Origin of the sequence: Saccharicrinis aurantiacus, assembly GCF_001660705.2 — a bacterium.
In the GTDB taxonomy this organism is placed as follows: Bacteria; Bacteroidota; Bacteroidia; order Bacteroidales; family Marinilabiliaceae; genus Saccharicrinis; species Saccharicrinis aurantiacus.
This window is the reverse complement of record NZ_LYBV02000007.1, coordinates 54,901-81,142: the sequence shown is the minus strand read 5'-3', so window position 1 is coordinate 81,142 and position 26,242 is coordinate 54,901. Positions and strand designations below refer to the sequence as shown.

Sequence of the window (26,242 nt, the reverse complement as noted above, 5' to 3'; positions counted from 1 at the left end):
ATCGTTTACTGAATTTTATAAGCTTAAGTTACTTTTTAAAAGATCTTGATCGATAGAAAACGCTCCACCTTCTTGAATAACCTTTCCGCGGTCTAAAATATAAAAATAGTCCGAGATACGCTTCGCGAAATCAAATTTCTGCTCCACCAAAAGCACTGATATCTCTTTTTCTTTTGATAATTTTTGAAGTACACTCCCAATTTCATAGGTTATGGATGGCTGAATACCCTCCGTTGGCTCATCAAGTAGCAAAATATCGGGGTCTCCACACAAAGCTCTACCAATGGCCAATTGTTGCTGCTGCCCGCCACTCAAGTTCCCTCCTGGTCGGTTTCTAAAATCCTTCAGAATAGGAAACATGGCATAAATTTCCTCCTCCGGCACTTTGGCCTTTTTATCGGGGTTGGCTTCCAAACCAATTTGAAGATTCTCGTAAACAGTTAATTTAGGGATAATCTCACGACCTTGAGGCACAAAGCCAATACCCATACGGCTTCTTTTATAGGTGGGCATTTTAGAAATATCTTGCCCCTTATATATTATTGATCCACCTTTATTTTTAAGTAAACCCATTATGGTACGCATCGTTGTGGTTTTCCCCACGCCATTGCGGCCCATAATAGTGGTTATCTTTCCTTTTTCAACAGATATATCGGTTCCCCACAGCACCTGACTTTCGCCATAGGCTGCCTCTAAACCTTCAACCTTCATATGTATACTCCTTGTCATAAAATCAATTTAATCTGTGTTACTATGCAACCTTTGCTTCCTGCGCCGAATCAGGACTTCCCAAATAACAATCAATTACATCTTTGTTATTTTTAATCTCATCAAAAGTACCTTCGGTTAACATTTCGCCTCGCACCAATACATTTACCTTATCAATGGCAATTTGCTCTACAAATTTCATATCGTGCTCAATAACAATAACACTATGTGTTTTACTGGCCTCCACTAATAACTCGCCAGTTTTCTCGGCTTCAATATCCGACATTCCGGCTGCGGGCTCATCAATCAACATCAAATCCGCATCTTGCAACATTACAATGGCAATTTCTAACCATTGCTTTTTACCATGCGAAAGACTGCCTGCCAAAGATTGTAAATCATCAATAAGACCAACCATTTTAGCAACCTCATATATTTTATCGTTATGATGACTCTTTAACTTATAGAAGTAGGTAGAAAATACATTTTTGTGCGTTTTAATACCCAACAATAAATTATCGAAAACAGATAAGCCCGAAAAAATAGATGGCTTTTGAAACTTACGTCCCACGCCCATTTTAGCAATATCTACTTCTGCCATCCCCATCAACTCTTGTCCTTTAAAAAGAACAGATCCTTTTTGGGCTTTTGTTTTACCACAAATAATATCCATAAAGGTAGATTTACCAGCACCATTGGGTCCAATAATTACCCTAAGTTCATTTTCTTTTACTGAAAAACGTTCAAGATTCAGAGCTGTTACACCACCAAACGAAACAAAAAGATTATTAACTACTAGCATAATATTGTTTTTTAGATGTTTTAAGAATTTGACTTTACTGGGTAAAACTTCTGCTTTAATTGATCAAATAAGCCTACTATTCCCTTATCGAGATAAAGAACTGTTACAATGAAGAGACCACCCAGAACATATAACCATGCACCTGGCATAAGAGAAGTAAATATGCTATACATTAAATTGACCAACAGGGCACCAATTACTGCACCTTTAACACTCCCTCGCCCACCGAGAGCAACCCATACAACCATTTCAATGGAAGCCTGAACACTCATTCTACCGGGTGTAATAATTCCTGTTTGAGGTAAATATAAAATACCTCCTATGGCGGCTATAACAGCTGCAATTACAAAAATTACAATGTTATAATTGGTTACTTTATACGCTGTAAAACGCATTCTACTTTCGCTATCACGGATGGCTACTAAAGACTTTCCGAATTTTGATTTTACCAGGTTTTTAGCATACACAAAAACCAAACACAATACGCCAAAGCTGATGATGTATAAAGCCAACTTGGTATTACTACTGCGTAAATCGAAACCAAGAATCGTTTTAAAATCAGTTAATCCATTGGTACCACCTAACATGGTTTCGTTACGCGAAAAAACCAAGAACATAGCCAAGGCTAATGCTTGAGTGATAATGGCAAAATATACTCCTTTGATGCGACTTCGGAATACAAAGAAACCAAAAACAGCAGCAAAAGCGGCTGGCACAAATAAAGCCAAGGCCATTGCAGCTGGAAAGGACTCAAAAGGCTGCCAAAACAAAGGCAATTCACTCACCTGATTCCAAGTCATAAAAGCAGGCAAAGTTGTTCCGGCCGGAAGATTACTTAAAGTTAAGTACATACCCATTCCGTAAGCTCCGAAACAGAAAAATAAGGCTTGAGTCATACTCAATATGCCGGTATAACCCCAAATTAAATCAACACCAATAGCTGCTATGGCAAAACAAAAATAGCGGCCCCACAGCGTTATTGTATTTATATCTACCAATCCAACAACATAGGCCAATGGCAGTAAAATCATAAAAACAACGAAGAACAGTATATAGTATTTATTATCTTTTATCATGATATCTCTTTTTAATATTCAGCACCTTTTTAATTAATCATCATCACTATGTCTTCCCTTATCGGGAAACAGTCCCTTAGGTTTAAACTGAAGGAAAATAATAATGATGCCGAGCATAACAACCTTACCATATACGGCTTGAAAGAAGAATTCGAATATTTTAGACAGCACTCCAATGCCCATTGCAGAAACAATGGTTCCGACGAGTTTACCAACCCCTCCGGTTACAACCACTAAAAAGGAATCTACAATAAACGTTTGTCCCATATCGGGCACCACATTTCCTATTAAAGTCATGGCACAACCTGCAACACCAGCCAAGCCCGACCCCAACATAAACGTAAGTGAATCTATTTGTTTGGTATTGATTCCCACGCACGAGCTCATATTTCTATTTTGAGTTACTGATCTAATTTTTAAACCTAAACGCGATTTATTAAAAACCAAATAAGTTATCACCACCATAAAAGCGGTTAATCCAATTATAAACAACCTATTGTAAGGAAGCATTAAGCCTTCGATTACTTCGATACCACCATTTAAAAACGAAGGCGCCTTAACAGCAGTAACATCTCCAAATATGGTTCTACACAATTGAATAAGCATTAAACTTACACCCCATGTTGCCAACAAACTCTCTAGCGGTCTGTCATAAAGATGCTTTATTATAAGTCGTTCAATTAACAAACCCATAAGGCCTGATGTAATAAAAGCAAAAGGGATGGACATAATGTAGAAGAAATCAAACCAGGCCGGAGGAAAGGCTGCTATAAAAATTTGCTGCATACAAAAGGTAGTGTAGGCACCAATCATAACAAACTCGCCATGGCTCATATTTATCACACCACCTAAACCATATATAATAGATAAACCGAGTGCAACCAATAACAATATACTACCCAAACTAATGCCACTAAACAAGTTTTGGATAAAGTTTACAAAAACCTCTTTTCTATGAATATATCTAATGATAGAATTGGCCTTTTCTGCCCTTCCTGCATCTTCTGCATTAAGCTCAGCATAATCTTTTAAAGCATTTACAAAGATACCCGAGCGGGACTTTGCCATTTGTAATAAAGCTTCATCCTGATCTTTTAAATCTTCACTGCGCAGCATGATTCCCATCAAAGCAGATTGAGCACTAAGGCGCACTTTTTCATCTAACTCCTCCTTTATAAAAGCCTTTACAATGGGGGCATCACTCAACACTCCTTTGGAAATTAATAGCTGATATCCCATGATGCGTACTTCGGGTTTGGCACTAATTAAATTACAATATTTACTTAGTGACGAAAATGCCAAGCGTTGCTTGCGCGATAATTTTACTTCTTGAATACTATCTTTAGAAAAACCAATTGAGGTAGTAGAGAATACAGGAACGTAATCATCATTACCTTTATATTTTGTAAGTGCTATGGTTTGGCTTTTATAGAGTCGTTTTTCTAGTATAGCGGCAGCAAAGCGAATATCGCCTATTGATTTTCGTTCACATATTTGATGTGCTGCCTCATCAAAACTTACTTTATCCTTCTGCAAAATAATTTGAATGCAACTATCTTGCTCCATCGAAAATATTGGCTTAACAAAGGCCAACATAACCATAAAAAGGAGTAATATTTTTTTTAGCATAGCTTATTTATTTGATGTGTAATGGCTTGATACAGCTTACTCGTTTTTAGGCTTTATTCACTAACAAAACCTAGAACATGAGCATGCCTTTTAATGAAGTGGGGATTAATTAAAGATTTTTGGTTTAAGAAGCTACTTTGACTATTACCAGAAATCAAAGTAGCTTCTCCCTTATGTTACCTATTTAATTTTGCGCAATATCTTGTTTTGCATATTGGCTAAAAGGCTCTGGATTAATTAATCCTTCCGTTTCAGAGATGATATCAAACTGACCATCAGCTCTAATCTCACCAATTAATACAGGCTTTGCCAAGTGATGATTAGCAGCATCCATTTTTACTAAGCCTCCTGGCGATTGATACTCTAATCCTGATAAAGCCTCAATCACTTTTTCAACATCTGTAGTTCCGGCTTTTTCAACCGCTTTTTTATACAAATAAACCGCAGTATAGGTCCAGTGAATAGGATCATCAGTTACTCTATCAATTCCTCCTGGTAAACCTTTAGACTCGCAATACTTTTTAAATTTCTCAACAAACTTGAAGTTCTCAGGTGTTTTAATCGACTCGTAATAATTCCAAGCAGCTAAATGACCTGTTAAAAACTCAGTATCCATTGCTCTTAATTCATCCTCAGCAACAGAGAACGCCATAATAGGACAAGTTGATGCTGATAAACCTTGGTTGGCAAATTCTTTATAAAATGGCACATTACTATCGCCATTTATGGTACTTAACACACAAGCATCACCCTCAGCAGCAAACTTTTTAATTTTAGAAACAATAGTTTGATAATCTTGGTGATGGAACGGTGTATATTCTTCAATAATATTAGCAGCAGGAACGCCCATTGCCAATAAGTAATTTTTTAAAATTAAGTTGGCTGTACGCGGAAATACATAATCAGTTCCTAATAAATAAAACTTCTTGTAGTCACCACCATCTTCACTCATTAAGTACTCAGCAGCAGGAATCAATTGCTGATTTGGCGTTGCTCCTGTATAAATAATGTTTGGCGATTGCTCTTGACCTTCGTACTGAACTTGGTAAAACAATAAACCTTTGTACTCTTCGTAAACAGGCAATACCGACTTACGTGATACTGAAGTCCAACAACCAAAAGTTACATCTACTTTATCTTTGGCTAACAACTCTTTTGCTTTCTCTGCAAACATATCCCAATCCGATGCCGGATCAACTATTACAGGCTCTATTTGCTTTCCTAAAATACCACCATCAGCATTAATTTCGTCGATGGCCATCATGGCAACATCCTTTAGCGATACCTCTGAAATAGCCATTGTACCACTTAAGGAATGTAATATTCCCATTTTAATCACATCATCACTCGATTCACTTTTTTTAGAAGATGAACCGCCCGCACAACTAGTAAATAATAATGCGCCCATAGTAGCCATACCTAGTACAGCAGAAATTGTTTTCTTTGATAATAATTTCATAATGATATATTTTTAAAGTGAGGGTTTATCTAAAAGATGAATATTTGTACTTGCAACCAAAACTGACCATAAGTTTCCGACTTATCGGCACCATCAACTAAGTAATCGCTTTTTGTAGTTGTATAAGAAGCACGTAAGTTGGTATTATAACTATTGAACCAGTAGTTTACACCTGCGCCCAATACTGTGTTTGAGTTGTATTTATCAAAAGACTCTGTATCTAATACTTGCTTGTCTTCTGAAGCATATGCCTGACGCTCGTAACGTACGTAAGGTTGTAGTTTTGTTTTCTTAAAGTAATATCCGGCCTCAAGTAATTGGGTATTTTGCGTAGGTATCATTCCCGAAAAGCTATATTTAGCTTCAGGATCGTTACCGCCTGTGATATGCGAAAAGGCACCATTAACCGTAAAAGAACCGGCATCGCCTGCTGGCATATCAGCAAATACATCGGCACCAATTGCACTATAGGTACCTTGAGTATCGAACCCAGCACCAATAGATAAAGTTTTACCTTCGCCAAGGTTAGTTCCGTTATAGTAGAAGTTTTTATCGGCATCAAATATATTATATACCAAACGACCAACCGTACGTAAAGGAGACGAATCTTCACCTTCGAACTGAGTACGACCTGCGAAGAAGCCCAAGCGATACTCTAATTTATCGTTTAATACAATACCTCTAAAGTTTACCCCTAAATCTCTACCATAATAGTTTTGCAGAGGATCAGACTGAAACATGTTATGCGGATACTGGTAGTAAGTAAAATCGTTGGCTAATAAACCAGCAGCACCCTGTAAACCATTGCGATTATGTGCAACCAATTGTTGTCCGGCTATAACGCTAAAGGCAGGGTTAAACACGTACTCAAACTGACAATCGAGAATAGTAGGCATGGAAGGAATATTTTTGTCTTGCCCCTGAACGCCAGACAAAGAACCCAATGGAATTTCTGTTTCCATAAAAAAGTTTGCCTTTTCGGTTAACTGAGCCCCTAGCATAATTCTACTCCGTAATATTTGGAAACCATTATTCCAATCGCTACCATTTTCAACAGCAGAAGATCCACTAAAAGGATTGTAACCCTTTTGTTGAGAACTGGCAAACATGTGAATAATACCACCAACCGAAACAGATGGTTTAAAAGCCTCCTCTGACTCCTTAGCCTCCTCTACAGCAACAGAAGCAGCAGGAGCAGCACTCTTAAGTAGACTTTGATCTTGATTGAATTTCACTTTTGGCTCCTCTTCGGCCCGTAAGCATAGGCTAGCACTTAAAAGCGCTGCCGTTAAAAATAAGCTTGATGTTTTCATAATATATGTTTGTGGTTTATTTACTCATTACTTACGTATACAAAACTACGTACTTAATTTAAACCACCAAACAAATATTCAAGAATTATTAAAACAACCCCCTGTTTTTAACATTACTTAATATTAAAATATGCATTTACAATAACATACCCCCTGTGAAGTGAAGTGTATAAATAAAAAAAGCAGATATTAATAGTTTAACACCTGCTTAAAATAGAGTATAATGTATTTTACTCTGCCTTTCTTGTCTTTCTGTATAAAAAATAGGCTCCAATTGCCACTACAACTCCAACAGGAATTAAAATAGTTGCCAAATTATGTTGTACTAAGTACATCAACGATTCTTCGTGATGGTGCCCTGGGTGCGCAAAACAACTTATAGTTGATGCCAATAAAGCAATCAGACTTAACAAATACTTTCTCATTTTCATAACACGATGTTTATTTATTTAAAAAGGCAAAAATAATAAGATCTAATAAAAGCACAATTAAATACGTAAGTATATTATAACTACAAATTACGCATAGTTAATAGAAGCAGTAATAACCAGTGTTATTTAAAGAATAGTTTACACTGTGAGGTAACACAAACGAACCTAGCCAATACATTAGATATTAAGCCATAACTAGGCATTACCTATACATTACCTTATAAAACGAAAAAGCCAGCTAGAATGGCTTCTAGCTGGCTTATATATTATATGATTTGTTTCAAATTAAGAACCGAAATCATCAAATGCAATCATTTCATCAGGTACCCCTAAATCATAAAGCATTTTATTAACTGCATCATTCATCATTGGAGGTCCACAAAGATAATATTCGATATCTTCTGGCTCCTCATGTTTACTTAGATACTCATCGTTAATAACCTGGTGGATAAAGCCTGTTGAACCTTCCCAGTTATCTTCTGGTTGAGGATCACTTAAAGCAATTTTAAACTTAAAGTTCGGGAATTTCTTCTCGATAGCTTCAAATTGATCTTGGTAGAAAATCTCCTTCTTAGAACGAGCACCATACCAGAATGTAGCCTTACGACCAGTTTCTAATGTGTGGAATAAGTGGAAGATGTGTGAACGCATTGGCGCCATACCAGCACCACCACCAATAAACATCATCTCACGCTCAGTTTCCTTAATAAAGAACTCTCCGTAAGGACCTGAAACAACTACTTTATCACCTGGCTTGCGCGAGAAGATATATGAAGAACAAACACCAGGGTTTACTTTCATAAATCCGCCATTTACTCTATCAAAAGGAGGTGTTGCAATACGAATGTTCAACATTACAATGTTACCCTCTGCAGGGTGGTTAGCCATAGAGTAAGCACGGAATGTTTCCTCTGGGTTCACCATTTGTAAGTCGAAAATACCATACTGCTCGTACTCAGCTTTGTATTCCTCACCGATGATCATATCCTTAAAATCAACTGTGATTTTAGGTACATCAATTTGGATATATCCACCCGATTTAAAGTCTAATGTTTCGCCATCAGGCAATTTAACAACAAACTCCTTAATGTAAGTAGCAACGTTATCATTTGATACAACAGTACACTCCCACTTCTTGATACCAAGAATTTCTTGTGGGATTTCCATTTTCATATCTTCTTTTACTTTTACCTGACAAGATAAACGCCAATTATTGGCTTGCTCTTTACGAGAAAAATATCCTGTTTCAGTTGGCAAAATAGAACCTGCTCCTTCAGTAACCTGACAGCGACACATAGCACATGTACCACCACCACCACAAGCGGATGGTAAGAAGATTTTATTGTCACCTAATGCAGATAATAATGTTTGACCGGGAGATACCTCTAAGGCTTGCTCTCCACCATTAATATCGATAGTAACGGTTCCTGCAGGTGTCAACTTTTGTTTTACATACGAAAGTATAGACACTAACAGAAGAATAACCAGTAAGAATACTACCACACTGGTAGTAATTACTGTACCCTGACTAGCTAATAATATCATATTCATTTTTATATTTCTTTAGTTTGCAGGTTATAACTTAATTCCCATAAAACTCATGAATGCAATACCCATTAGTCCGGTTACGATAAACGTAATACCCAAACCTCTTAATGGAGCTGGTACATCAGAGTACTTTAATTTTTCGCGAATTGCAGCAATACCCACAATAGCCAATAACCAACCGATACCTGAACCTAAACCGAAGGCTGTAGCTTCTGATAATGTTTCGTATTGACGCTCTTGCATAAATAAAGATCCACCTAAGATTGCACAGTTTACAGCAATAAGAGGTAAGAATATACCTAACTGACTATATAATGCGGGAGCAAATTTCTCAACTATCATTTCAACCAACTGCACCATGGATGCAATAATGGCAATAAACATGATAAAGCTTAAGAAGCTAAGATCTACGCTTGCAAATCCTTCACCTAACCAAGATAAAGCACCTTCTGAAAGCACATACTTATCTAAAAGCCAATCTACAGGAACTGTAATAAGTAGTACGAAAACTACGGCTAAACCAAGTCCAAAAGATGTTTTTACAGTTTTTGATACTGCCAAGTATGAACACATACCTAGGAAGTAAGCAAATACCATATTATCAATAAAGATGGACTTGATGAATGTATTTAAAATATCCATTTAAATCTGTTTTTCTGGTTTACAATTAATTTGATTCAATCAAATCGTTATTACGTGAACGCTGAACCCAGATAATGATACCAACAGTAATTAGAGCCATTGGAGGCAAAATCATAAAACCATTGTTAACATATCCTAATTCGTAAAACGCTTCAGGAATAATCTGTAAAGTTCCTAATCCAGGTAGTGTTAAAGTACCTGAGCCTAATAACTCACGGAAGAAAGCTACAATAATTAAAATTACACCGTAACCAGCTGAATTACCAACACCATCTAAAACCGATTGCCAAGGTTTGTTACCTAAAGCAAAAGCCTCTAAACGACCCATGATAATACAGTTTGTAATAATAAGACCTACAAATACCGATAACTGCTTACTTACTTCGTAAGCAAAAGCTTTTAGTATTTGATCAACTAAAATTACAAGAGCAGCAACAACTACCAACTGAACGATAATACGAATTCGAGATGGAATAGTGTTACGTAAAAGAGAAATCAAAAGGTTGGCAAATACCAACACAAACATTACCGAAATAGACATTACAATAGCTGGCTCTAATTTAGCCGTTACTGCCAAAGCCGAACAAATACCTAAAACCTGAATTGTAATCGGGTTTTGAGCATTTAATGGATTTGTTATAAGTTTTCGGTTTTTAGCGGAAAACAAAGGTTCCTTATCGCTCATAATATAACCGTTTTATTTTTTTAAATACTTTTCGTACCCTCTCAGGCATTCATCTAACATATCAGAAACACCATTACTTGTAATAGTACCACCTGATATTGCATCTACTGCGTGAGGATTACCTTCAGAATTAGTTCCCTTAAGTACTTTAATTGAAGTAAAGCTACCCGATTTATCAAAGATCGTTTTGCCTTTAAAAGGTGTTTGAAAAAACTCTTTAGAGATTTCAGCACCTAAACCTGGTGTTTCTCCTTTGTGATCAAATACAGCTCCGTAAACAGTATTTCCATCGCTATCTAAAGAAATATATCCCCAAACTGGTCCCCAAAGACCAACACCGCGTAATGGAATAATCATTTTTTCACCATCAGTAGTTTTACACACATAAAGTGGGTAGTTTCTATCTTTTGGTTCTTTACGTACCTCTTTGCTTAAGTCTACAGTAAAAGCATCTACGCCATTTACCTCTTCGCCACTCATATTAATTACTTTAGTAGCAACAATACTTTTGGCATATAAGTCTTCTGCTGTTTTTGCATCACTCTCGATTCCTACTGATTTTAGGATATCGATTTTTTTGGCAACTTCAACGTTCTTGTTCTGCATTGGCTTTAGTGTCTCCGACACAAACGCTAATACTGCGGCAACAACAATTACCATAATCGATGCATACAGAAATGTATATGTATTTCCTTGTTTATTCATCTTATTATTTGATTAAGCGTTAACCTTAGCCCTTTTTAAACGGCGTTTAATATTACTTTGAACGAACCCGTGGTCAATTAATGGAGCAAAAGTATTCATTAACAATATTGCTAACATAACACCCTCTGGATACGCTGGATTGAATACGCGAATAAGAATTGCGAATACTCCAATTAAGAATCCATAAATCCATTTACCTTGTTCTGTTCTTGCTCCTGATACAGGATCAGTAGCCATAAATACAGCACCGAAAGCAAATCCACCTAAACACAATTGGTGTAGTGCAGGTACATTCATTAATTCGTTAACTCCAATAGCATTAAACCCTAATGCCATGATGTAACCACCAGCAAATACGCTAAGCATAATTTTCCAGTTGGCAATACCTGTAATTAATAATATTACAGCACCCAATAAAATAGCCAATGTACTAGTTTCGCCAATTGACCCTGGTATTAGTCCAATAAAACTATTCCAAAGATCGTAAGCGCCACCATCTGCTAATCTTCCTAAACCTTCTCCTGACTTAAGTACTGCAGCTTCACCTAAAGCAGTTGCTCCAGAAAAACCATCTACAATACCTTCGCCTTTACTCATACCTGAAACCCAAATAAGGTCACCAGACATTTTTGACGGATATGCAAAGAATAAAAAGGCACGAGCAATTAATGCAGGATTCCAGATATTCATACCTGTACCACCAAAAACCTCTTTACCAATTACTACTGCAAAAACAGTTGCTACAGCCACCATCCATAAAGGAATGTCGGCTGGTACAATTAAAGGAATTAACATACCTGATACCAGGAATCCCTCTTGTACCTCATGTCCGCGAATTTGCGCAAACATAAACTCTACTCCAAGTCCTACACCGTAAGAAACAATAACTAGCGGAAGCACTTTTAATGCTCCATAACCAATCATCTCCCAAAAGGAAGCTTCTGTACCTAACGCTAAGAAATGTTGAAATCCTGTATTATATATACCAAACAACAAAGCAGGTACTAACGCCAATACCACCATTGCCATTGTTCTTTTCGAATCAATACCATCGTGAATGTGCGTACCACTCTTTGAAGTGTGATCTGGTACAAATAATAAGGTTTCAAAAGCATCGAATGTAGAGTGTAACTTTTCAAACTTCCCACCTTTTTCAAAGTTGGGTTTGATATTATCTAAAAAATTTCTTAATGCTTTCATTATGATTATTAATATTTTACAAATCTATTAAATGAGCTAGCTCATTTCTTTAATCATCAAACCAATACCCTGACGAAGTATTTTTTGAACTTCAGTTTTTGAAGTACAAACAAATTCACAAAGTGCTAAATCTTCTTCAGCTAATTCGTAAATTCCTAATTGCTCCATCTTATCAATATCCTCAGTAAGAATTGCTTTTAATAAGAATTCTGGAAGAATATCCATTGGTAATACTTTATCGTATTGACCAGACATAATGATTGCTCTACGACCTCCGTTTAAGTTTGCGTTGAGTTGGAACTCTTTTTTACCGCATAACCAAGTAAAGAAAGTACGAGAAACGCTAAACTTGTTTAATCCAGGAGCAGCCCATCCCATAAACTCAGCTACATCACCTTCAGGGATTACTGTAATTTGAGAAGCATATGATCCTAAATAACCATCAGCACCAATGTTTTCACCAGTTAATACATTACCACTGATGTAACGAAGATTACCTTCTTTAACGTTACCATCAACATAGTTTTTGATGTTAGCGCCAACTTTAGTTTTGATGTAACAAGTTTTATCAAGCTCAGAACCAGTTAATGCAATAACACGTGAAGCATCATAAACACCTTCTAATACTAATTTACCAATAGAAATGACTTCTTGTGGCTGAACTGTCCAAACTACTTCACCTTTGTTAATAGGACTAACATGATGAATTTGCACACCTACATTACCTGCTGGGTGAGGACCTTCGAATGCAGTTACTTTAGCGCCTTTTACCGAAGTAAAGACTTTTGATGCTGCTTCGTTGTTTACTCCAATATTAACAGATCCTTCTGTTAATTTTGATAAAGCTTCGATACCTGCTTGAAATTCTTTTTCCTGACCTTCAACTATAAAGTCGTAATCTGGAGCCAAAGGAGACGAGTCGAATGCTGAAACAAAAATAGCTTTAGGTGTATCCGACGGATTTGCAATTACGTTGTAAGGACGTTGTTTTACAAATGGCCAAAGACCTGAAGCTAGTAATTTCTCAATAATCTCTTCGCGTTTAGCTGATGCTACGTTGATAGTACCAAAATCCTCAGCTGAATTAGCATTGTCGCTTTTAACAACTACCTCTAAAATGCGTCTTCGCTCTCCACGGTTCACTACCTGAACTTCTCCACTTACTGGAGAAACAAACTTAACATCGGTACGATACTTGTCATAAAACAAGGGCGTTCCTGCTTTAACTTTGTCGCCAGGCTTTACCGCCAACTTAGGAACCAATCCTGGAAATTCAGTTGGTCTGACAGCAAAGAGTTCCGGTGTTTCGGGCTGACCGAAAACTTTTTCGGCCTTACCTAAAAGCCGAATATCGAGACCTCTTTTTATTCTAATTATGTCTGACATGTTTGAAAAAAAGTTTTTTAAATTTTGATGCAAAAATACAATAAATTATAACTTAACCTTGAGATTAATCATCTATTAGAGAAATTTTTCTGTAAACTTGAACTTTTTATACCAGTTATTTACCATTATGATTAATATTTCCCATTTTTCGACACACAACTATACTCACAAATAAGATGATACGACACTTTATATTTACAATATTCTGCCTTTGCATGGCACCGCTTTGCTCTTTTGGTCAGGTTGCAACTAACAAAGCTTTTAATACAAATATTAGAACTGTTCAATTGCATAAAGAAGGTTGGGCACACTCTTACCCCATCTTAACTTTAAACAAAAATGAAAACCTTGAACTATCGTTTGACGAATTAGATTCGGATACCAAAAGCTACAATTATTCTATTGAACTGTGCGATGCCAATTGGGAACCTTCGCTGCTAATGGAATCTGAATACATTATTGGCAATAATCAGAACCCAGTTTTAGACTATCAGTTTTCATTTAATACCTCCATTGACTACGTACATTACAATCTTAAATTCCCGAATGATGATTTTAAAATACGCTACTCGGGCAACTACATTATTAAAATATATGAAGATTTTGATGTGGAGCATCCTGTGCTTACATGGCGTTTTATGGTTGTTGAACAACGCGTTGATATATTCCCACAAGTGAAGTATGCTGTAAATGCAGAATTGCGTAAGGCAATGCAGGAAATTAGTGTTACTGTACAGCATCCAAACTTTGGTATTTCGAATCCGCTGCAGGAGGTAAAAATGACCATTATGCAAAATCAGCGCAGCGATAATGCCTTGGAGAATATTCAACCTCAGTTTATTAAAAACAATGAGTTGGTATACAATTACAATCGTGAATTAATGTTTGAGGGCGGCAACGAATACCGATGGCTCGACATTAGAAGTATACGCTTTCAGAGCGATAGAATAAAGGATATTACTTTTCACGATCCGTTTTATCATGTTGAAATGGTGCCGGACCCTATATTATACGATGCCTCTTATTTTTTTAGAAACGATTTTAACGGAAGGTATGTTGTTGAAGTGCAAGAAGACCGCGACCCTGAATTGGAAGCGGACTATGTAATGGTACACTTTAACCTACCTCGCAGTGAACCCATGGTAGGTGGCGACATTTATGTGATTGGTGGCTTGAGTAACTGGGAAATGAACGAAAACAGTAAGATGACCTACAACTTTATGACGAAAACATACGAATTGCGCATGATGCTAAAACAAGGTTTTTACAATTACATGTTTGCCTATAAAGCCAACGATAGCAGAAGTGCCACTGTAGCACCATTTGAAGGGTCGCACGGCCAAACGGAAAACGATTATTTAATAATAATGTATTATAGAGGCATTGGTGATAACTACGATAGAATTGTGGGCATCAGACAAACCAATTCACTGAAGCCAACAGTGAATTAAAGAAACTCATTTGAAGGAAGGTGATTTGTGAAAAAATTTATCGTAAGATTAAGGTAAAAACCTTCCTTCAAATGAGTCTAATATACAATCACCTCTTTAAATTACTCCTCATATTTTTTAGAGACACACTAAATCGCATAATTGACATCCTGTACACGCTTACCTGTTCGGCCTTGTATAATGTTATTTACCTGAAATTTAAATAAAGTTTCACACATACTATCTGGCTTATTAAATGTATTCTCATTAAAATAAGCGTCTGCTCTACATCCAGAGTGACAAGTTAATACAAAATGACAAGAGCTACATTGTTCTATCTCTGTTGATTTTGTTCTAAACTTACTAATACTTGCTCTATCAATTATTTGCTCCAACTTATCAGTTAAGCTATTTCCAAGTTTAAATTCTTTATTCGATAAAACATGACACGGATAAACATCTCCATTAAGTCCTTGATATACAGGAATTTTTTTAGAGTTTTGTATGAAATTGTTAGTCAATTTCTCACTAAATTGAATCTTTTTTAATGCATCTTGTAAATCCATATCTAAACCTCCTATTATTAAATTCGTCTGTGATTACTCCTCTTAATAAATTAGATTACAAATCTTCCGAAAATCCTACTTGGCAAACTACCAAAATGTATGTATCGCAATTATCAATTCGTGAAAAAGCAGTTTTTTTGAGTAAACAATTTGTCATGAGTGTAAAAGAATATTCGATCTTTTTCCCAGTTTGGTTTTACGCTAAAAATTCTGCTTTCGTCAGTTTCTCCAAGCATAAAATGCTTAAAGCATATCTTTTACTGAAGTAATTATAAATTAGATTTCTCAATTATTAAAAGTATTATAGTAGAGGCTAACTTATATCAATATTTTTAGTTTAAAGATCAACTCTAACAACTCTGAGGGAGTCTATATTAAGGACTGTTTTTCTATTGTAAAGCTTAAGCATTGTCAGTTTCGCATAAATTAATGCAGGTCAATCAGTCATTGTTCTATGATTCTAAGCAAAAGCTCTTGGTTGAACCTAGAACGTACTACCTTTTTACCAGAACACCCTATGAATTTGATACAATGGCCTGACAAATCATTAGACTTTTGAGTTTATGAGCTAGATTATTGTTTCAATAACCCAGAAAATTTTTATACCAAAAACATCATATGCTTATTCTACTATAGATGTTTATGATCATGTATGAGGAAATCGCTTCTTTAACTCATTCACTTTTTCTTTGGCTTCAGGGTGGCCCATGCTAGCAGCGTTTTTCATTAGGCTATATACCATTAAACATTTGTTATAGACCTCATGTCCTGCCAATGCTTTACTATCGTTATTGCACCAACTATTTTATCAAGCTGAAAAGCATAAGTACGCAATGTAATAGGTGCACTCATATCTTTACTCATGGAGGTTACATTTACAAATGCACTTAATAAAGGTGCATCTAGCTTAGCAACTACGAAGCCTTTATCAACAATGGATACCGATTTTTCCGTAGTAAAAAAATATCTAAACTAGAGTATAACCAAATTGGAGTTCAACGGGTACTTTATATATGTAGCTATTTCGTGTATTGCAAAATTCAATATCTGCACCTAATTCTTTTGCTATTTTTAGCAAATCGTAAAGGGCACTTTCACTTAACCCTAAAGTTGTGGCTAATTGCTTTGGGTTTCCTGTGGCATTCAATCGTATTAACTGATGCATACGTTCTAGACAGGCACTTCTTTGTAAAAAATTCATATTGGGCAATAGTTTAATTAAATCAATTATAGAGCAAGCAAAATAGCTTAACTATAAAATTCACTTTAAAAAAAAACAGAAATAAAGATTATAATAATACAGCTTACTAAATGAGGCTCAACTTGTATTATGTAATACAATGTACAAATACCTTGATGATATTATAAATGTAATTAATCATGAATTTAAATTCATCTATAGAAATGACTCTAAAAAAAACTTCTGATGGATATATTATTATTGGTTTATCAACCTATAATAATATATAATAATGCATTCCGAAGAGAACTTTAGCTTTTCAAGGCAATAATTAAGACTGAGATATCAACCATATTATTGAAATAGAAGACACAAAGTAAGACATAACCTCAATCAATACACATTACTACAATGCTTTTAAAAAGAAAGATATAACCAGCAATTAGTTATATCTTTCCTTCACTCTATTATTATAAATCAAATTTTCCTGAATATGAATCTACATAAGATGGAACTACAGTTAAACCATTGTTATATCCCCATTTTTCCATATTATCAATGGCATATTCACAATCTTCTTCAAGGTATTTGTATCCTTTGCTATCAAAACCCTTCATCATGTAGTACGTAAACACTCCATTTTTCATATCAGAAGTACCATCATATGCATAAACACTTTCGTTTGATGCTACAGCAACAATTCGACCGGAAGCATCTAAAGCCTTCATGTCTCCAATTTGACAAGCATCAAAACAAAACATCATTTTACTACTTGTAGAGTTAGCAAAAGTTCTTTTAAACCATGAATAACTTATATAGTCAAAATCAGAAGATATAATATTACCAGCACTACCGTGACCTGAATAACAGAAAGCAATTTCATTTCCAGATTTTGATAGACTTGCTAAATAATTTACTTCACTTTGAATATTTTCAGAAGTTGCGTTACCATCTAGCAAATACCTAATTGAATAACCCTCTTTTTGCAAACGATAATACCAATCAACCGCATCATCATCACAATACTGAAGGTCACTAGAGTTACCATTATAATCTGATATACCAATAACTAAAGCGTATTTACCAGTACCTTTTAAATTACTCAATTCAACTGGTTTTGTAAATTCACCAGTAACTTGACTTGCAGATATTATATCACTAGGCCTTGTATCTAATGTCGCAAAATCAGGTCTTACACTAAAGGTAGCTTCTTCTTTTTCGGGTTTTACCTCATCCTCTTTATTACAACTTTGTAATGAGGCCATAACAACCACTGCCATAAAAGCAGCTCTAAAATAATTTTTCAATTTCATAGTGTTTTGTTTTAATAAATAATATTGATTTGTGTGATTAATTACACCTTATTTAGGTGATTGTATATAAATATATATTTGTGTATTCTATTGGAAATAATTTTCAACACCCCTCTCCATTAAGAATTATTTGTGGATGCTAAATTACAAACCGTCACTCTTATTTTTTCGGAGTTTAAAAAACAAGACCCCATTTTTCAACCCCAAATACAATAAAACAACAACACAACTCTGAATTAACACTAAAAAAAAGGGGTTGAATATCTTTTAAAATAAGATTAACAAGTCATATCTTACTTTAAACATAGCTTACTGTGTGAAAAAATAATTGCTTAATCATTCACCCTATAGCACTAGTAGAATTATTATTACCGCTCTGATAAATAAATAGCAGTACAATAGTATAAAACCCCACTCCTATTTTTTCAGAAGTGAGATTACAAAATGCTTATTTAAAACAAATCTTAACGAATATCTGATTTATCTCATACTCCTAACAATCAAAACACTGACGAATTTCAGCCAAAAAGCAGCCATCTTCTTGTAAATTTGGAAGATGTGATTTTAACTGATATCAACAGAACAAATAATAACTTAAAAACATAAAATTATGCCCAAAGGAATTTTTAATGTACCCATTGCCGAAAATGAACCAGTTTTAAGCTATGCTCCGGATACTACTGAAAGAGCTGAATTAAAAAAAGCTTTAGGTACACTAATGAATGTTGAGTTAGATATACCTATGTATATTGGCGGCAAGGAAGTACGCACTGACAATAAAATATCAATTCACCCACCACATAAACACAGCCACTGTTTAGGTTATTATCACCAAGGCGATGAAACGCATGTACACATGGCCATTGATGCTGCGCTGAAAGCAAAAGACGCCTGGACTAAATTAAGTTGGGAACATAGAGCGGCTATATTTTTAAAAGCTGCAGACCTAGTTGCAGGCCCTTACCGTGCTAAGATTAATGCAGCTACCATGTTAGGTCAAAGTAAAAATGCTTATCAAGCCGAGATTGATGCCGCTTGTGAGTATGCTGATTTTTTAAGATTTAACGTGCAGTACATGACAGATATTTATGCTGAACAACCAGAATCGGCACCGGGCATGTGGAACCGTGTGGAATATCGTCCATTAGAAGGTTTTGTTTTTGCACTTACTCCATTCAACTTTACCTCAATTGCTGGTAACTTACCTATGGCCCCTGCCCTAATGGGAAATACTGTAGTTTGGAAACCATCGAAAACAGCAGTTTATTCAGCGCAGGTTTTAATGGAGATTTTTATAAAAGCAGGTGTTCCTGATGGTGTTATCAACTTGGTTTACGCATCTGGTCCAGTTGTGGCTCAAGAAGTATTATCGCACCCCGATTTTGCGGGCATACACTTTACAGGTTCAACCAAGGTATTTCAAAACATTTGGAAAACCATTGGTGAGAATATCCACAATTATAAATCGTATCCGCGTATTGTTGGCGAAACAGGTGGTAAAGACTTTATTATTGCACACAAATCGTGCGATGCCTTAGCGGTTGCTACCGGAATTGTAAGAGGTGGTTTTGAGTATCAAGGACAGAAATGTTCTGCCGCTTCAAGAGTATATATTCCTGAAAGCAGAAGTGAAGAGATTGTTGCTCCTATGCTTGCGCAGATGGCCGAAATGAAAATGGGTGATCCTACCGATTTTGGCAACTTTATAAATGCAGTTATTGATGAAGCATCGTTTGATAAATTAGCTGCTGCCATTGATGCCGCCAAAGTTAGCAGTGAAGCACGAATAATTGCTGGTGGTAATTACGATAAATCAAAAGGTTACTTCATTGAGCCAACGGTAATTCTTACTACCAACCCAAGATATGCCACCATGGAGGAAGAATTGTTTGGCCCAGTAGTTACCATGTATGTTTATGAGGATAACAAATTTGAAGAAACCATGGACATATTGGATAGCACATCAATGTATGCTTTAACAGGAGCAATTTTCTCGCAAGATAGATATGCTGCTGAATTGGCTACCAAAAGATTGAGCAATGCTGCGGGTAACTTTTATATAAACGATAAACCTACCGGTGCTGTTGTTGGTCAGCAACCATTTGGTGGTGGACGTGGATCGGGAACTAACGATAAGGCCGGTTCGGCAAGTAACTTAATGCGTTGGGTAAGTCCGCGTACCATAAAAGAAACTTTTGTACCTGCTCACGATTTTAAATACCCGTTTTTGGATAAAGAATAGTAGCATAATTACGAATGGTTAATTATCAATTGTTAATGATACCATTAAAGAAATAGAAGTAGCGCTTACCTAACAGATAGGTAGGCGCTTATTTTTTTTACGAGGCTAGAAAATAGTATTGCAAAAATATTAACTTTGAGCCATATTTTAGTTTATGCAATTACCCAAAGTAAATATTCCTCCTTACCTGCGAAATAAATACATAATTAGCTTTGTGGTATTTATTGTGTGGCTCGGTTTTTTTGATGCAAATAACCTTTTGCACAAGTATAAATTATCGAGAAGAATTGCTGAATTGGAGCAGCAAAAGGAGCATTATATAGTGGAGATTGAGCAAAACCAACGAAAGCTACACGAGATTCAGGAGAATGCTAAAAGCCTTGAAAAATTTGCCCGTGAGCAATACTTAATGAAAAAGAAAAACGAAGATATTTTCGTGATTATTGAAAAGTAAACTAAAGTAATTTACCTCTGACTTACCTTGATTCAAAAAAATAAATTAATCATATAATGAACTTAATAAAAACACTTACCATTAGCTATTATATTGGCATGGCATTGATTGTAATTGGCATTTTATTTCAGCTTAACGATGTTGAATATGCAGCCTATATACTTGCACTAGGTTTAATTCCGTTTTTAGGAGTTAGATTATACAATATGCTAAATGGTAAATTTGAAAACAGACGCTTACATAGTATTTTAGTGGTAAGTGCCTTGGCGCTATTGGCTGCTACCATTGGCATTTTTTTAAATAAAGGTTATTGGATTATTGGGGTTCTCATTACTGCAACTCTCGATTTATATGTAAGTTTCAGAAAATTTACGCGTTAATCATACATAGATAATATAACACATGATGCATAAAATTAGTACTTTTTTAATTGGCTTTTTGCTAATTCTGAGCTCCTGCTCCGATTCTATCGATGCTCCTCCGAGTAATGATGACAATGTTTTTGTTGGAACAACATTTGAAACCGAAGGACAATTTACTCCAGAAAATGGCTATTCGTTTGTATTTGATTTTGCCGAAAATGGGTTCAGACCTTTTGAATCGGATGCTGTACTTGCTTATAGGCTAGAAAACCATAGTAATGGTGAGGATATTTGGAGCCCTTTACCAAGAACCACTTTTTTAGATGATGGAAGAATATTAATATACAACTATGTTTTTAACAGCAGTTACGATGGGGATCTTGATGATATTTTTGATGTTACTTTCTTTTTAGAGGGCAACTTTAATATTGCAGAGCTTGCACCTACAAGAACTGAAGTTTTTAAAATAGTAGTAGTACCTTCTGATTTTTTAAATACTAATGCCGTTGATATCAACAATATTAACACCGTATTACAATCGAAAGCCATACAGTTTGAAGACTATAATTTATAGTTTTACCTAGTAAATAGACCATACTCATACAAAATTAGTTCTATCTATTTACATTCGGGTTTATACCAATTTAACTACAGTAAGTTATATTAAATATTGTGGTTAAGTTGGTAATAAACTGCGTTTGATAAAACCTTGAAGAAACCTTTATTCTACGACCCTAAACACCTAATAATGCTAACAAAAAAAGAAACTCTATTAAACTTAGTTGAATTAAAACCGGCACAATCAGAGTGGCACTTACCATTATTTCATGCTATCTGCATAGGTACTCCATTACTTATTTGTTTACTTATAGATCGGTTTGAATACGGATTAATGGCAACTATGCCAAGCTTAGTAGCCTTGTACTACCCTAATAAGTTATCAACAGCCAACAAAATGTTATGCATGTTTCTATGCTCATTTACAATGATTGTGTCTGTGGCAATTGGACTACTTTTTAGTTTTAACAGTATTGCTGCTGTGCTTTCTTTTGGGATATACTCCTCGGCGGTACATTGGTTATCGAACTATTACAAGCTACACTACCCACGTAGTTTCTTTTTTATAATGGCTGCATCGGTAATGGTGTGCATACCTATAAATGCAGATACAATGCCTTTAATGGTTGGTTTAGTAGCATTAGGTACCATAAGCACTTGCATTATTGCCTTTATATATAGCATTCTTACAAGAACAAAAGAAGATAGCCCCTCAAAAGTATACATTGCTTTTGATAGTAGTTTTGATGCTAAACAATCCTTAGTGGTTGGTTTATTTATGTCGATATCGCTATATGTGGCCTTTTACTTTGACTTAAATAAACCTTATTGGGTACCCATAGCTTGCTTAACCGTTTTACAAGGAGTGAACTTTTCGCATATGAAAATACGCAGTATACATAGAGTTTTAGGCACAAGTATTGGAGTTGGTATAGCATGGGTATTATCTTTATATGTTAGTTCGCCCATGGCCATTATAGTAGGTATTATGTCGCTTCAGTTTATTATTGGAAACCTAATACCGCGTAACTATGGCTTGGCTGTAATGTTTATAACGCCATTAACTATTTTACTAACCGACTTTAATGCCACCGATGTTGGCATTAGTTCGGCTAGCATGATAGACAGATTATTTGATAATATTATTGGTTGTATTATTGGTTTAATAGGCGGGTGGGTAATTTACGAACTTGATAAAAAAGTGCTCAGCATCGTAAAAAGCAATACCAGTGCCCACTGATTTCTGCGATATCTCAATCGTGTTAGATAGTTACCCTATCTCGGGATACTAAAACCTCTAAATATCTGAGATTAACACTATCCTATAAAAATAATTCAGGCTCTTTAGTATATTTCTTTTTTTCTCTGCGTGTAAACTCTTTGGTTAGAATCTCATTATTTAAAACAACTGAATAATTGTGTGTATTTATTAATTGAAGTGTACCCCGATCGCTAATAAAGTAAGGTGTTAAATAATGATACCTACTTTGAGTATCACTCATTTTAACATCTTCCTTAAATTCCTCATCGGCATCGCTTAAATAATAAACTGCAAAATGCAATAAACAATAGTCTTCGGTAAACTTAGACAAAATACCCAGATCTGTTTGCGGATAAACGACTTGTCCAAGCTCTACAAAAATACCCCCTTTTTCAAATCCCTTATAGGAGGCATAAGTTCCATCATTGTGCTCTACTACGATGCGATTCCGCTTACTGGTATACGACTTTTTCACACTCAAATCGGGGCTGTGCTCGTCAACTATTTCAATAACTGTTCCTTTTCGCATACAACAAACCGTATCCTGCTTTAGTCTGCGAACCGAATAAGATTTCCAGGTTTTCGATTTCTTAGCGCCAAAATATTTCTCGTTTATCAATGAAGACTCCATCACCTTGAGGGATTTACCGCTTTTAAACGGTAAACAATAAGGGAATTCTTTATCAATCCTAGCATATGGATCTCCTAAAATATAATGAAACTTATAGCCAAAACTAATTCCTTTTTGTTCATCTATAGGTGTAAGGGTAAACAGCGTTCCTGATGCCCCTTGAACTTTCTGCTGAATTATATGGCTTGAAGATGAGTTTTCTAACTTGGTAAACTCAAAGGTTAAGTAATAGGTTCCAGGCTTGCTCTTAGTATAAGTAAAATCAATACTTCTATCATCGTTATATTTATAATCTACGGTGATTGTTTTACTTTGAGCATTAATTAGAGTTACTGGGAATAATAGGACTATTACTCCAATTAATAGAGATAAGTACGTTTTCATAAATTGTCATATTTGTTTTAGGTAAAACAAATATACACAATATGGTAAACATAAAAAGCATACTAAAGTACGATCATTTATCTGGTAATTGTTAACCAGATAAATGCTTATAGTCCATTATTTGGAAGGTGTATTTTATTAAACCAAACCCTTATGAAGCTTTTTATAAAAATGAAGAATCTCATCAGTATCAAAAATATCACCTGTATCGTACTCCAATAATTCCAATAAATCGAGAGCCGCATCACTTACTGGCACCTTTTCAATAAAATGTTCGTGGGTATAGTTGATATACTTAACGATGCTAAAAGCACTAAATATTTGAAAAAATCTTTTGGTAAACGTAGTTACATTAGAGCAGTTGCGATTTAAGTTATCCAGCTCGCTAAAAAAGCCGCTATTTAAAAGGTAGCTGCGGACTCTGCCTGGCAAGTTTAATATTTCTGCCTGATATTGATCTGCATCAATTTTATAGTACTTCTCACTTGAATCAAACAAGACTTTAAGATCTATAAACGCCTGTAGGTTGTAACTTAAGTATTCTTCCTCATCCTCAACAATTCGTTTGACTGTTGGACCTGTACCAAAAGGTACCCGATTAGAAATGCGAGGCGAAGGGTAAACTGTAGTATCATTTATATTACCATACTCGCCCACTTGTACTATTTTCTGAATAAAGTAAAACTCCTCACCTCCCTGGCGCCTATTCATTCCACCCACTTTTACATAAGCATCAGCTTTAACGGCAAAACATGAACCTACTGTATGAAAGGCATAAGGGAAGTTTATATACTTTAATGCCTCTACATAATAACGAAGGTGCAATTCATACTGAGTAATGGCTTCTACCAGCTCACTTCCATACAATTCTTCATTTAAGGGGTGCTCAAAATTTATGGAACATCCTATTTTCTTATCATCCTTAAAAAACTTGGATACACTCGAAAAATAATTTTCCTCAACTAAAGAATCCGCATCTAAGGATAGTATTACCCCATTTTCGTTATTAAACGCATTGAAATGGCGTATGGCTTCATCCATTCCTATTTTACGTGCTAAACCAGCCCCAAAATGCTTGGCAGATAATTCAAATGCTCTTATGGGAATAAAAGTGATACCTGTATGTTGTGCTGCAAATTTTAGTAAGTATTTATAAGTATCTTCTTGTTGATTTAAGACATCCTCGCTTGCGCCCTGTTTTGCATTTACAACTAAATAGACTGCTAATTGCATTGATGCACGCCCGGTATTTATCAAGGAGCTTAATGTGGCCTCTAAATTATCTTCTAAATAAACTGGAATAACCACAATAATATCAGCACGAGTTGCATGTTTAATCTCTAAACCTTGAGCTAGACTAGTATGCTTTTGGAGGTATTTATTATATCGAGTAATCATATAATCCTTTTATAAAATTGACATAAAAAAAGCAGACTCTAAAAGAATCTGCTTAAATCTAATATATTTTATACAATATTACTTTTTGCTTGCAGCGTAACGGCCATTTAATGCATTAATAACGGATTGAGTAATATTTACCTCATCAACACTATAAAGTACATTATCTTGTAATGTATTACTTAATATAAGCTTATATCTTCCATCGCTGTTTAACTCAGCAAGGTATGATGTGATACTATCTCTTAATTCACTATTAAGACTATTTTGCTCCACCATTAATTCGTTAGACAACTTATTATTTAAGCCCTGTAACTCCTGCTCACGTTGCATTAACTTCATTTGCTCCTGCTCAGCACGTTCTCTAGATAAAAATCCATTATTCTGAACTTTACGCTGAAATTCATTCATTTGAGATTGTAATTTCTTAGCCTCCTCGTTAAAATCAGTTCTTGACTTTTCTTCTTTTTTCAACAATTCCTCTTGTAAGAATACTGCATATTCATAAGCCCTTAGTAGGCTATCGGTATCAATATATGCAATTGGGAATGTAGAACCTAACTGAGCCACAGAACTTCCATTCGTGTTAGCTGCTGTTCCTGATGATGATTGAGTATTATTACACGCTACAGATAATACCAATACTAAACCTAACACAGCAATTACATTTACAACTCGTAATAGTTTCTTCATAAAATTATTTTTTTCATTAATCTGCCTAAAAAATAGCGTCTAATACTCTCGTATTTAAGACCAATAGATTCTAAGCTAATATTTGTTCAACCAACACTTTTGATCCTCAAAAGGTATTTTTCTCAATAAGGACAACAAATATATATTATTAAGGATACTTTAAAAATATTTTACAATGAATTTACG

The 26,242-nt window shown here is 35.3% G+C and carries 25 protein-coding genes; 6 read left to right on the top strand and 19 right to left on the bottom strand.

Going from position 1 to position 26,242, the window contains the following annotated elements:
- Positions 1–15 precede the first annotated feature (15 nt).
- The 13 genes from urtE to A8B35_RS02875 form a co-directional block, all read right to left on the bottom strand.
- On the bottom strand, positions 16–729 hold the full coding sequence (urtE, locus tag A8B35_RS02935; protein WP_222844087.1) for an urea ABC transporter ATP-binding subunit UrtE: 714 nt from the start codon (positions 727–729) through the stop codon (positions 16–18).
- A gap of 22 nt (positions 730–751) precedes the next feature.
- Complete coding sequence (gene urtD / locus A8B35_RS02930) at positions 752–1,510, bottom strand: urea ABC transporter ATP-binding protein UrtD (protein ID WP_075601918.1); 759 nt, start codon at positions 1,508–1,510, stop codon at positions 752–754.
- A 20-nt stretch (positions 1,511–1,530) separates the two neighbouring features.
- Positions 1,531–2,586 carry an urea ABC transporter permease subunit UrtC gene (urtC, locus tag A8B35_RS02925; RefSeq protein ID WP_075601917.1) on the bottom strand — a complete coding sequence of 352 codons (1,056 nt, stop codon included), beginning with the start codon at positions 2,584–2,586 and terminating at the stop codon, positions 1,531–1,533.
- Between the two features lie 33 nt (positions 2,587–2,619).
- Positions 2,620–4,215, bottom strand: coding sequence for an urea ABC transporter permease subunit UrtB (gene urtB / locus A8B35_RS23525; protein WP_222844086.1), 1,596 nt, complete (start codon positions 4,213–4,215; stop codon positions 2,620–2,622).
- Positions 4,216–4,399: 184 nt separating this feature from the next.
- Entirely contained in the window at positions 4,400–5,674 is a 1,275-nt protein-coding gene (gene urtA / locus A8B35_RS02915; protein ID WP_075601916.1) for an urea ABC transporter substrate-binding protein, read from the bottom strand.
- A gap of 29 nt (positions 5,675–5,703) precedes the next feature.
- Positions 5,704–6,987, bottom strand: coding sequence for a hypothetical protein (locus A8B35_RS02910; protein WP_075601915.1), 1,284 nt, complete (start codon positions 6,985–6,987; stop codon positions 5,704–5,706).
- Positions 6,988–7,217: 230 nt separating this feature from the next.
- On the bottom strand, positions 7,218–7,418 hold the full coding sequence (locus A8B35_RS02905) for a hypothetical protein (protein WP_075601914.1): 201 nt from the start codon (positions 7,416–7,418) through the stop codon (positions 7,218–7,220).
- A 285-nt stretch (positions 7,419–7,703) separates the two neighbouring features.
- Complete coding sequence (gene nqrF / locus A8B35_RS02900) at positions 7,704–8,969, bottom strand: NADH:ubiquinone reductase (Na(+)-transporting) subunit F (protein ID WP_075601913.1); 1,266 nt, start codon at positions 8,967–8,969, stop codon at positions 7,704–7,706.
- A gap of 24 nt (positions 8,970–8,993) precedes the next feature.
- The gene (gene nqrE, locus A8B35_RS02895) at positions 8,994–9,608 is read right to left on the bottom strand and encodes an NADH:ubiquinone reductase (Na(+)-transporting) subunit E (RefSeq protein WP_075601912.1); all 615 of its coding nucleotides are present in this window, start codon (positions 9,606–9,608) and stop codon (positions 8,994–8,996) included.
- Between the two features lie 25 nt (positions 9,609–9,633).
- Positions 9,634–10,293 carry an NADH:ubiquinone reductase (Na(+)-transporting) subunit D gene (locus A8B35_RS02890; protein ID WP_171973143.1) on the bottom strand — a complete coding sequence of 220 codons (660 nt, stop codon included), beginning with the start codon at positions 10,291–10,293 and terminating at the stop codon, positions 9,634–9,636.
- Positions 10,294–10,305: 12 nt separating this feature from the next.
- Positions 10,306–10,998, bottom strand: a complete 693-nt coding sequence (gene nqrC / locus A8B35_RS02885; protein ID WP_075601910.1) for an NADH:ubiquinone reductase (Na(+)-transporting) subunit C — start codon at positions 10,996–10,998, stop codon at positions 10,306–10,308.
- A gap of 12 nt (positions 10,999–11,010) precedes the next feature.
- A complete protein-coding gene (locus A8B35_RS02880; RefSeq protein WP_075601909.1) occupies positions 11,011–12,198 on the bottom strand; it encodes an NADH:ubiquinone reductase (Na(+)-transporting) subunit B in 1,188 nt (395 codons plus the stop codon).
- Positions 12,199–12,234: 36 nt separating this feature from the next.
- A complete protein-coding gene (locus A8B35_RS02875; protein WP_075601908.1) occupies positions 12,235–13,584 on the bottom strand; it encodes a Na(+)-translocating NADH-quinone reductase subunit A in 1,350 nt (449 codons plus the stop codon).
- Between the two features lie 215 nt (positions 13,585–13,799).
- On the opposite strand from A8B35_RS02875, the gene A8B35_RS02870 reads away from it, so the two are divergent.
- On the top strand, positions 13,800–15,035 hold the full coding sequence (locus A8B35_RS02870) for a type IX secretion system plug protein (RefSeq protein ID WP_075601907.1): 1,236 nt from the start codon (positions 13,800–13,802) through the stop codon (positions 15,033–15,035).
- A 128-nt stretch (positions 15,036–15,163) separates the two neighbouring features.
- On the opposite strand, the gene A8B35_RS02865 is transcribed toward A8B35_RS02870, so the two are convergent.
- The 3 genes from A8B35_RS02865 to A8B35_RS02850 all read right to left on the bottom strand — a co-directional run bounded on the left by A8B35_RS02865 (position 15,164) and on the right by A8B35_RS02850 (position 18,073).
- Positions 15,164–15,580 (bottom strand): SPASM domain-containing protein, encoded by a 417-nt coding sequence (locus A8B35_RS02865; RefSeq protein ID WP_075601906.1) that lies wholly within the window; start codon positions 15,578–15,580, stop codon positions 15,164–15,166.
- Between the two features lie 967 nt (positions 15,581–16,547).
- Positions 16,548–16,781 (bottom strand): hypothetical protein, encoded by a 234-nt coding sequence (locus A8B35_RS02855; protein ID WP_075601904.1) that lies wholly within the window; start codon positions 16,779–16,781, stop codon positions 16,548–16,550.
- Positions 16,782–17,230: 449 nt separating this feature from the next.
- Positions 17,231–18,073: a caspase family protein gene (locus tag A8B35_RS02850; protein WP_075601903.1), complete on the bottom strand. Its 843-nt coding sequence runs from the start codon at positions 18,071–18,073 to the stop codon at positions 17,231–17,233.
- Between the two features lie 610 nt (positions 18,074–18,683).
- Here A8B35_RS02850 and pruA point away from each other — a divergent pair.
- The 5 genes from pruA (at position 18,684) to A8B35_RS02825 (ending at position 22,929) form a co-directional block, all read left to right on the top strand.
- Complete coding sequence (pruA, locus tag A8B35_RS02845) at positions 18,684–20,315, top strand: L-glutamate gamma-semialdehyde dehydrogenase (RefSeq protein WP_075601902.1); 1,632 nt, start codon at positions 18,684–18,686, stop codon at positions 20,313–20,315.
- A 154-nt stretch (positions 20,316–20,469) separates the two neighbouring features.
- On the top strand, positions 20,470–20,769 hold the full coding sequence (locus A8B35_RS02840) for an FtsB family cell division protein (protein WP_075601901.1): 300 nt from the start codon (positions 20,470–20,472) through the stop codon (positions 20,767–20,769).
- Between the two features lie 56 nt (positions 20,770–20,825).
- Positions 20,826–21,149, top strand: a complete 324-nt coding sequence (locus tag A8B35_RS02835) for a hypothetical protein (protein WP_075601900.1) — start codon at positions 20,826–20,828, stop codon at positions 21,147–21,149.
- A gap of 22 nt (positions 21,150–21,171) precedes the next feature.
- The gene (locus A8B35_RS02830) at positions 21,172–21,705 is read left to right on the top strand and encodes a hypothetical protein (RefSeq protein ID WP_075601899.1); all 534 of its coding nucleotides are present in this window, start codon (positions 21,172–21,174) and stop codon (positions 21,703–21,705) included.
- Positions 21,706–21,879: 174 nt separating this feature from the next.
- Positions 21,880–22,929 (top strand): FUSC family protein, encoded by a 1,050-nt coding sequence (locus A8B35_RS02825; protein WP_075601898.1) that lies wholly within the window; start codon positions 21,880–21,882, stop codon positions 22,927–22,929.
- Between the two features lie 82 nt (positions 22,930–23,011).
- On the opposite strand, the gene A8B35_RS02820 is transcribed toward A8B35_RS02825, so the two are convergent.
- From A8B35_RS02820 to A8B35_RS02810, 3 genes are all read right to left on the bottom strand, one after another.
- Positions 23,012–23,965: a hypothetical protein gene (locus tag A8B35_RS02820; RefSeq protein ID WP_075601897.1), complete on the bottom strand. Its 954-nt coding sequence runs from the start codon at positions 23,963–23,965 to the stop codon at positions 23,012–23,014.
- A gap of 138 nt (positions 23,966–24,103) precedes the next feature.
- On the bottom strand, positions 24,104–25,363 hold the full coding sequence (locus A8B35_RS02815; RefSeq protein ID WP_075601896.1) for a glycosyltransferase: 1,260 nt from the start codon (positions 25,361–25,363) through the stop codon (positions 24,104–24,106).
- 78 nt (positions 25,364–25,441) lie between these two features.
- Positions 25,442–26,056, bottom strand: coding sequence for an OmpH family outer membrane protein (locus A8B35_RS02810; RefSeq protein ID WP_075601895.1), 615 nt, complete (start codon positions 26,054–26,056; stop codon positions 25,442–25,444).
- Between the last annotated feature and the right edge of the window lie 186 nt (positions 26,057–26,242).

Bases quoted from the DNA above. Each gene is read 5' to 3' on its own strand.
- A8B35_RS02820 (WP_075601897.1), bottom strand. From the start codon at position 23,965: ATGAAAACGTACTTATCTCTATTAATTGGAGTAATAGTCCTATTATTC.
- urtC (WP_075601917.1), bottom strand. From the start codon at position 2,586: ATGATAAAAGATAATAAATACTATATACTGTTCTTCGTTGTTTTTATG.
- A8B35_RS02825 (WP_075601898.1), top strand. From the start codon at position 21,880: ATGCTAACAAAAAAAGAAACTCTATTAAACTTAGTTGAATTAAAACCG.
- A8B35_RS02855 (WP_075601904.1), bottom strand. From the start codon at position 16,781: ATGAATTTTTTACAAAGAAGTGCCTGTCTAGAACGTATGCATCAGTTA.
- A8B35_RS02830 (WP_075601899.1), top strand. From the start codon at position 21,172: ATGATGCATAAAATTAGTACTTTTTTAATTGGCTTTTTGCTAATTCTG.
- urtE (WP_222844087.1), bottom strand. From the start codon at position 729: ATGACAAGGAGTATACATATGAAGGTTGAAGGTTTAGAGGCAGCCTAT.
- A8B35_RS02870 (WP_075601907.1), top strand. From the start codon at position 13,800: ATGGCACCGCTTTGCTCTTTTGGTCAGGTTGCAACTAACAAAGCTTTT.
- A8B35_RS02810 (WP_075601895.1), bottom strand. From the start codon at position 26,056: ATGAAGAAACTATTACGAGTTGTAAATGTAATTGCTGTGTTAGGTTTA.
- urtA (WP_075601916.1), bottom strand. From the start codon at position 5,674: ATGAAATTATTATCAAAGAAAACAATTTCTGCTGTACTAGGTATGGCT.
- A8B35_RS02865 (WP_075601906.1), bottom strand. From the start codon at position 15,580: ATGGATTTACAAGATGCATTAAAAAAGATTCAATTTAGTGAGAAATTG.
- A8B35_RS02835 (WP_075601900.1), top strand. From the start codon at position 20,826: ATGAACTTAATAAAAACACTTACCATTAGCTATTATATTGGCATGGCA.
- nqrF (WP_075601913.1), bottom strand. From the start codon at position 8,969: ATGAATATGATATTATTAGCTAGTCAGGGTACAGTAATTACTACCAGT.
- A8B35_RS02875 (WP_075601908.1), bottom strand. From the start codon at position 13,584: ATGTCAGACATAATTAGAATAAAAAGAGGTCTCGATATTCGGCTTTTA.
- urtD (WP_075601918.1), bottom strand. From the start codon at position 1,510: ATGCTAGTAGTTAATAATCTTTTTGTTTCGTTTGGTGGTGTAACAGCT.
- A8B35_RS02880 (WP_075601909.1), bottom strand. From the start codon at position 12,198: ATGAAAGCATTAAGAAATTTTTTAGATAATATCAAACCCAACTTTGAA.
- A8B35_RS02910 (WP_075601915.1), bottom strand. From the start codon at position 6,987: ATGAAAACATCAAGCTTATTTTTAACGGCAGCGCTTTTAAGTGCTAGC.
- A8B35_RS02815 (WP_075601896.1), bottom strand. From the start codon at position 25,363: ATGATTACTCGATATAATAAATACCTCCAAAAGCATACTAGTCTAGCT.
- pruA (WP_075601902.1), top strand. From the start codon at position 18,684: ATGCCCAAAGGAATTTTTAATGTACCCATTGCCGAAAATGAACCAGTT.
- A8B35_RS02905 (WP_075601914.1), bottom strand. From the start codon at position 7,418: ATGAAAATGAGAAAGTATTTGTTAAGTCTGATTGCTTTATTGGCATCA.
- A8B35_RS02890 (WP_171973143.1), bottom strand. From the start codon at position 10,293: ATGAGCGATAAGGAACCTTTGTTTTCCGCTAAAAACCGAAAACTTATA.
- urtB (WP_222844086.1), bottom strand. From the start codon at position 4,215: ATGCTAAAAAAAATATTACTCCTTTTTATGGTTATGTTGGCCTTTGTT.
- nqrC (WP_075601910.1), bottom strand. From the start codon at position 10,998: ATGAATAAACAAGGAAATACATATACATTTCTGTATGCATCGATTATG.
- A8B35_RS02850 (WP_075601903.1), bottom strand. From the start codon at position 18,073: ATGAAATTGAAAAATTATTTTAGAGCTGCTTTTATGGCAGTGGTTGTT.
- A8B35_RS02840 (WP_075601901.1), top strand. From the start codon at position 20,470: ATGCAATTACCCAAAGTAAATATTCCTCCTTACCTGCGAAATAAATAC.
- nqrE (WP_075601912.1), bottom strand. From the start codon at position 9,608: ATGGATATTTTAAATACATTCATCAAGTCCATCTTTATTGATAATATG.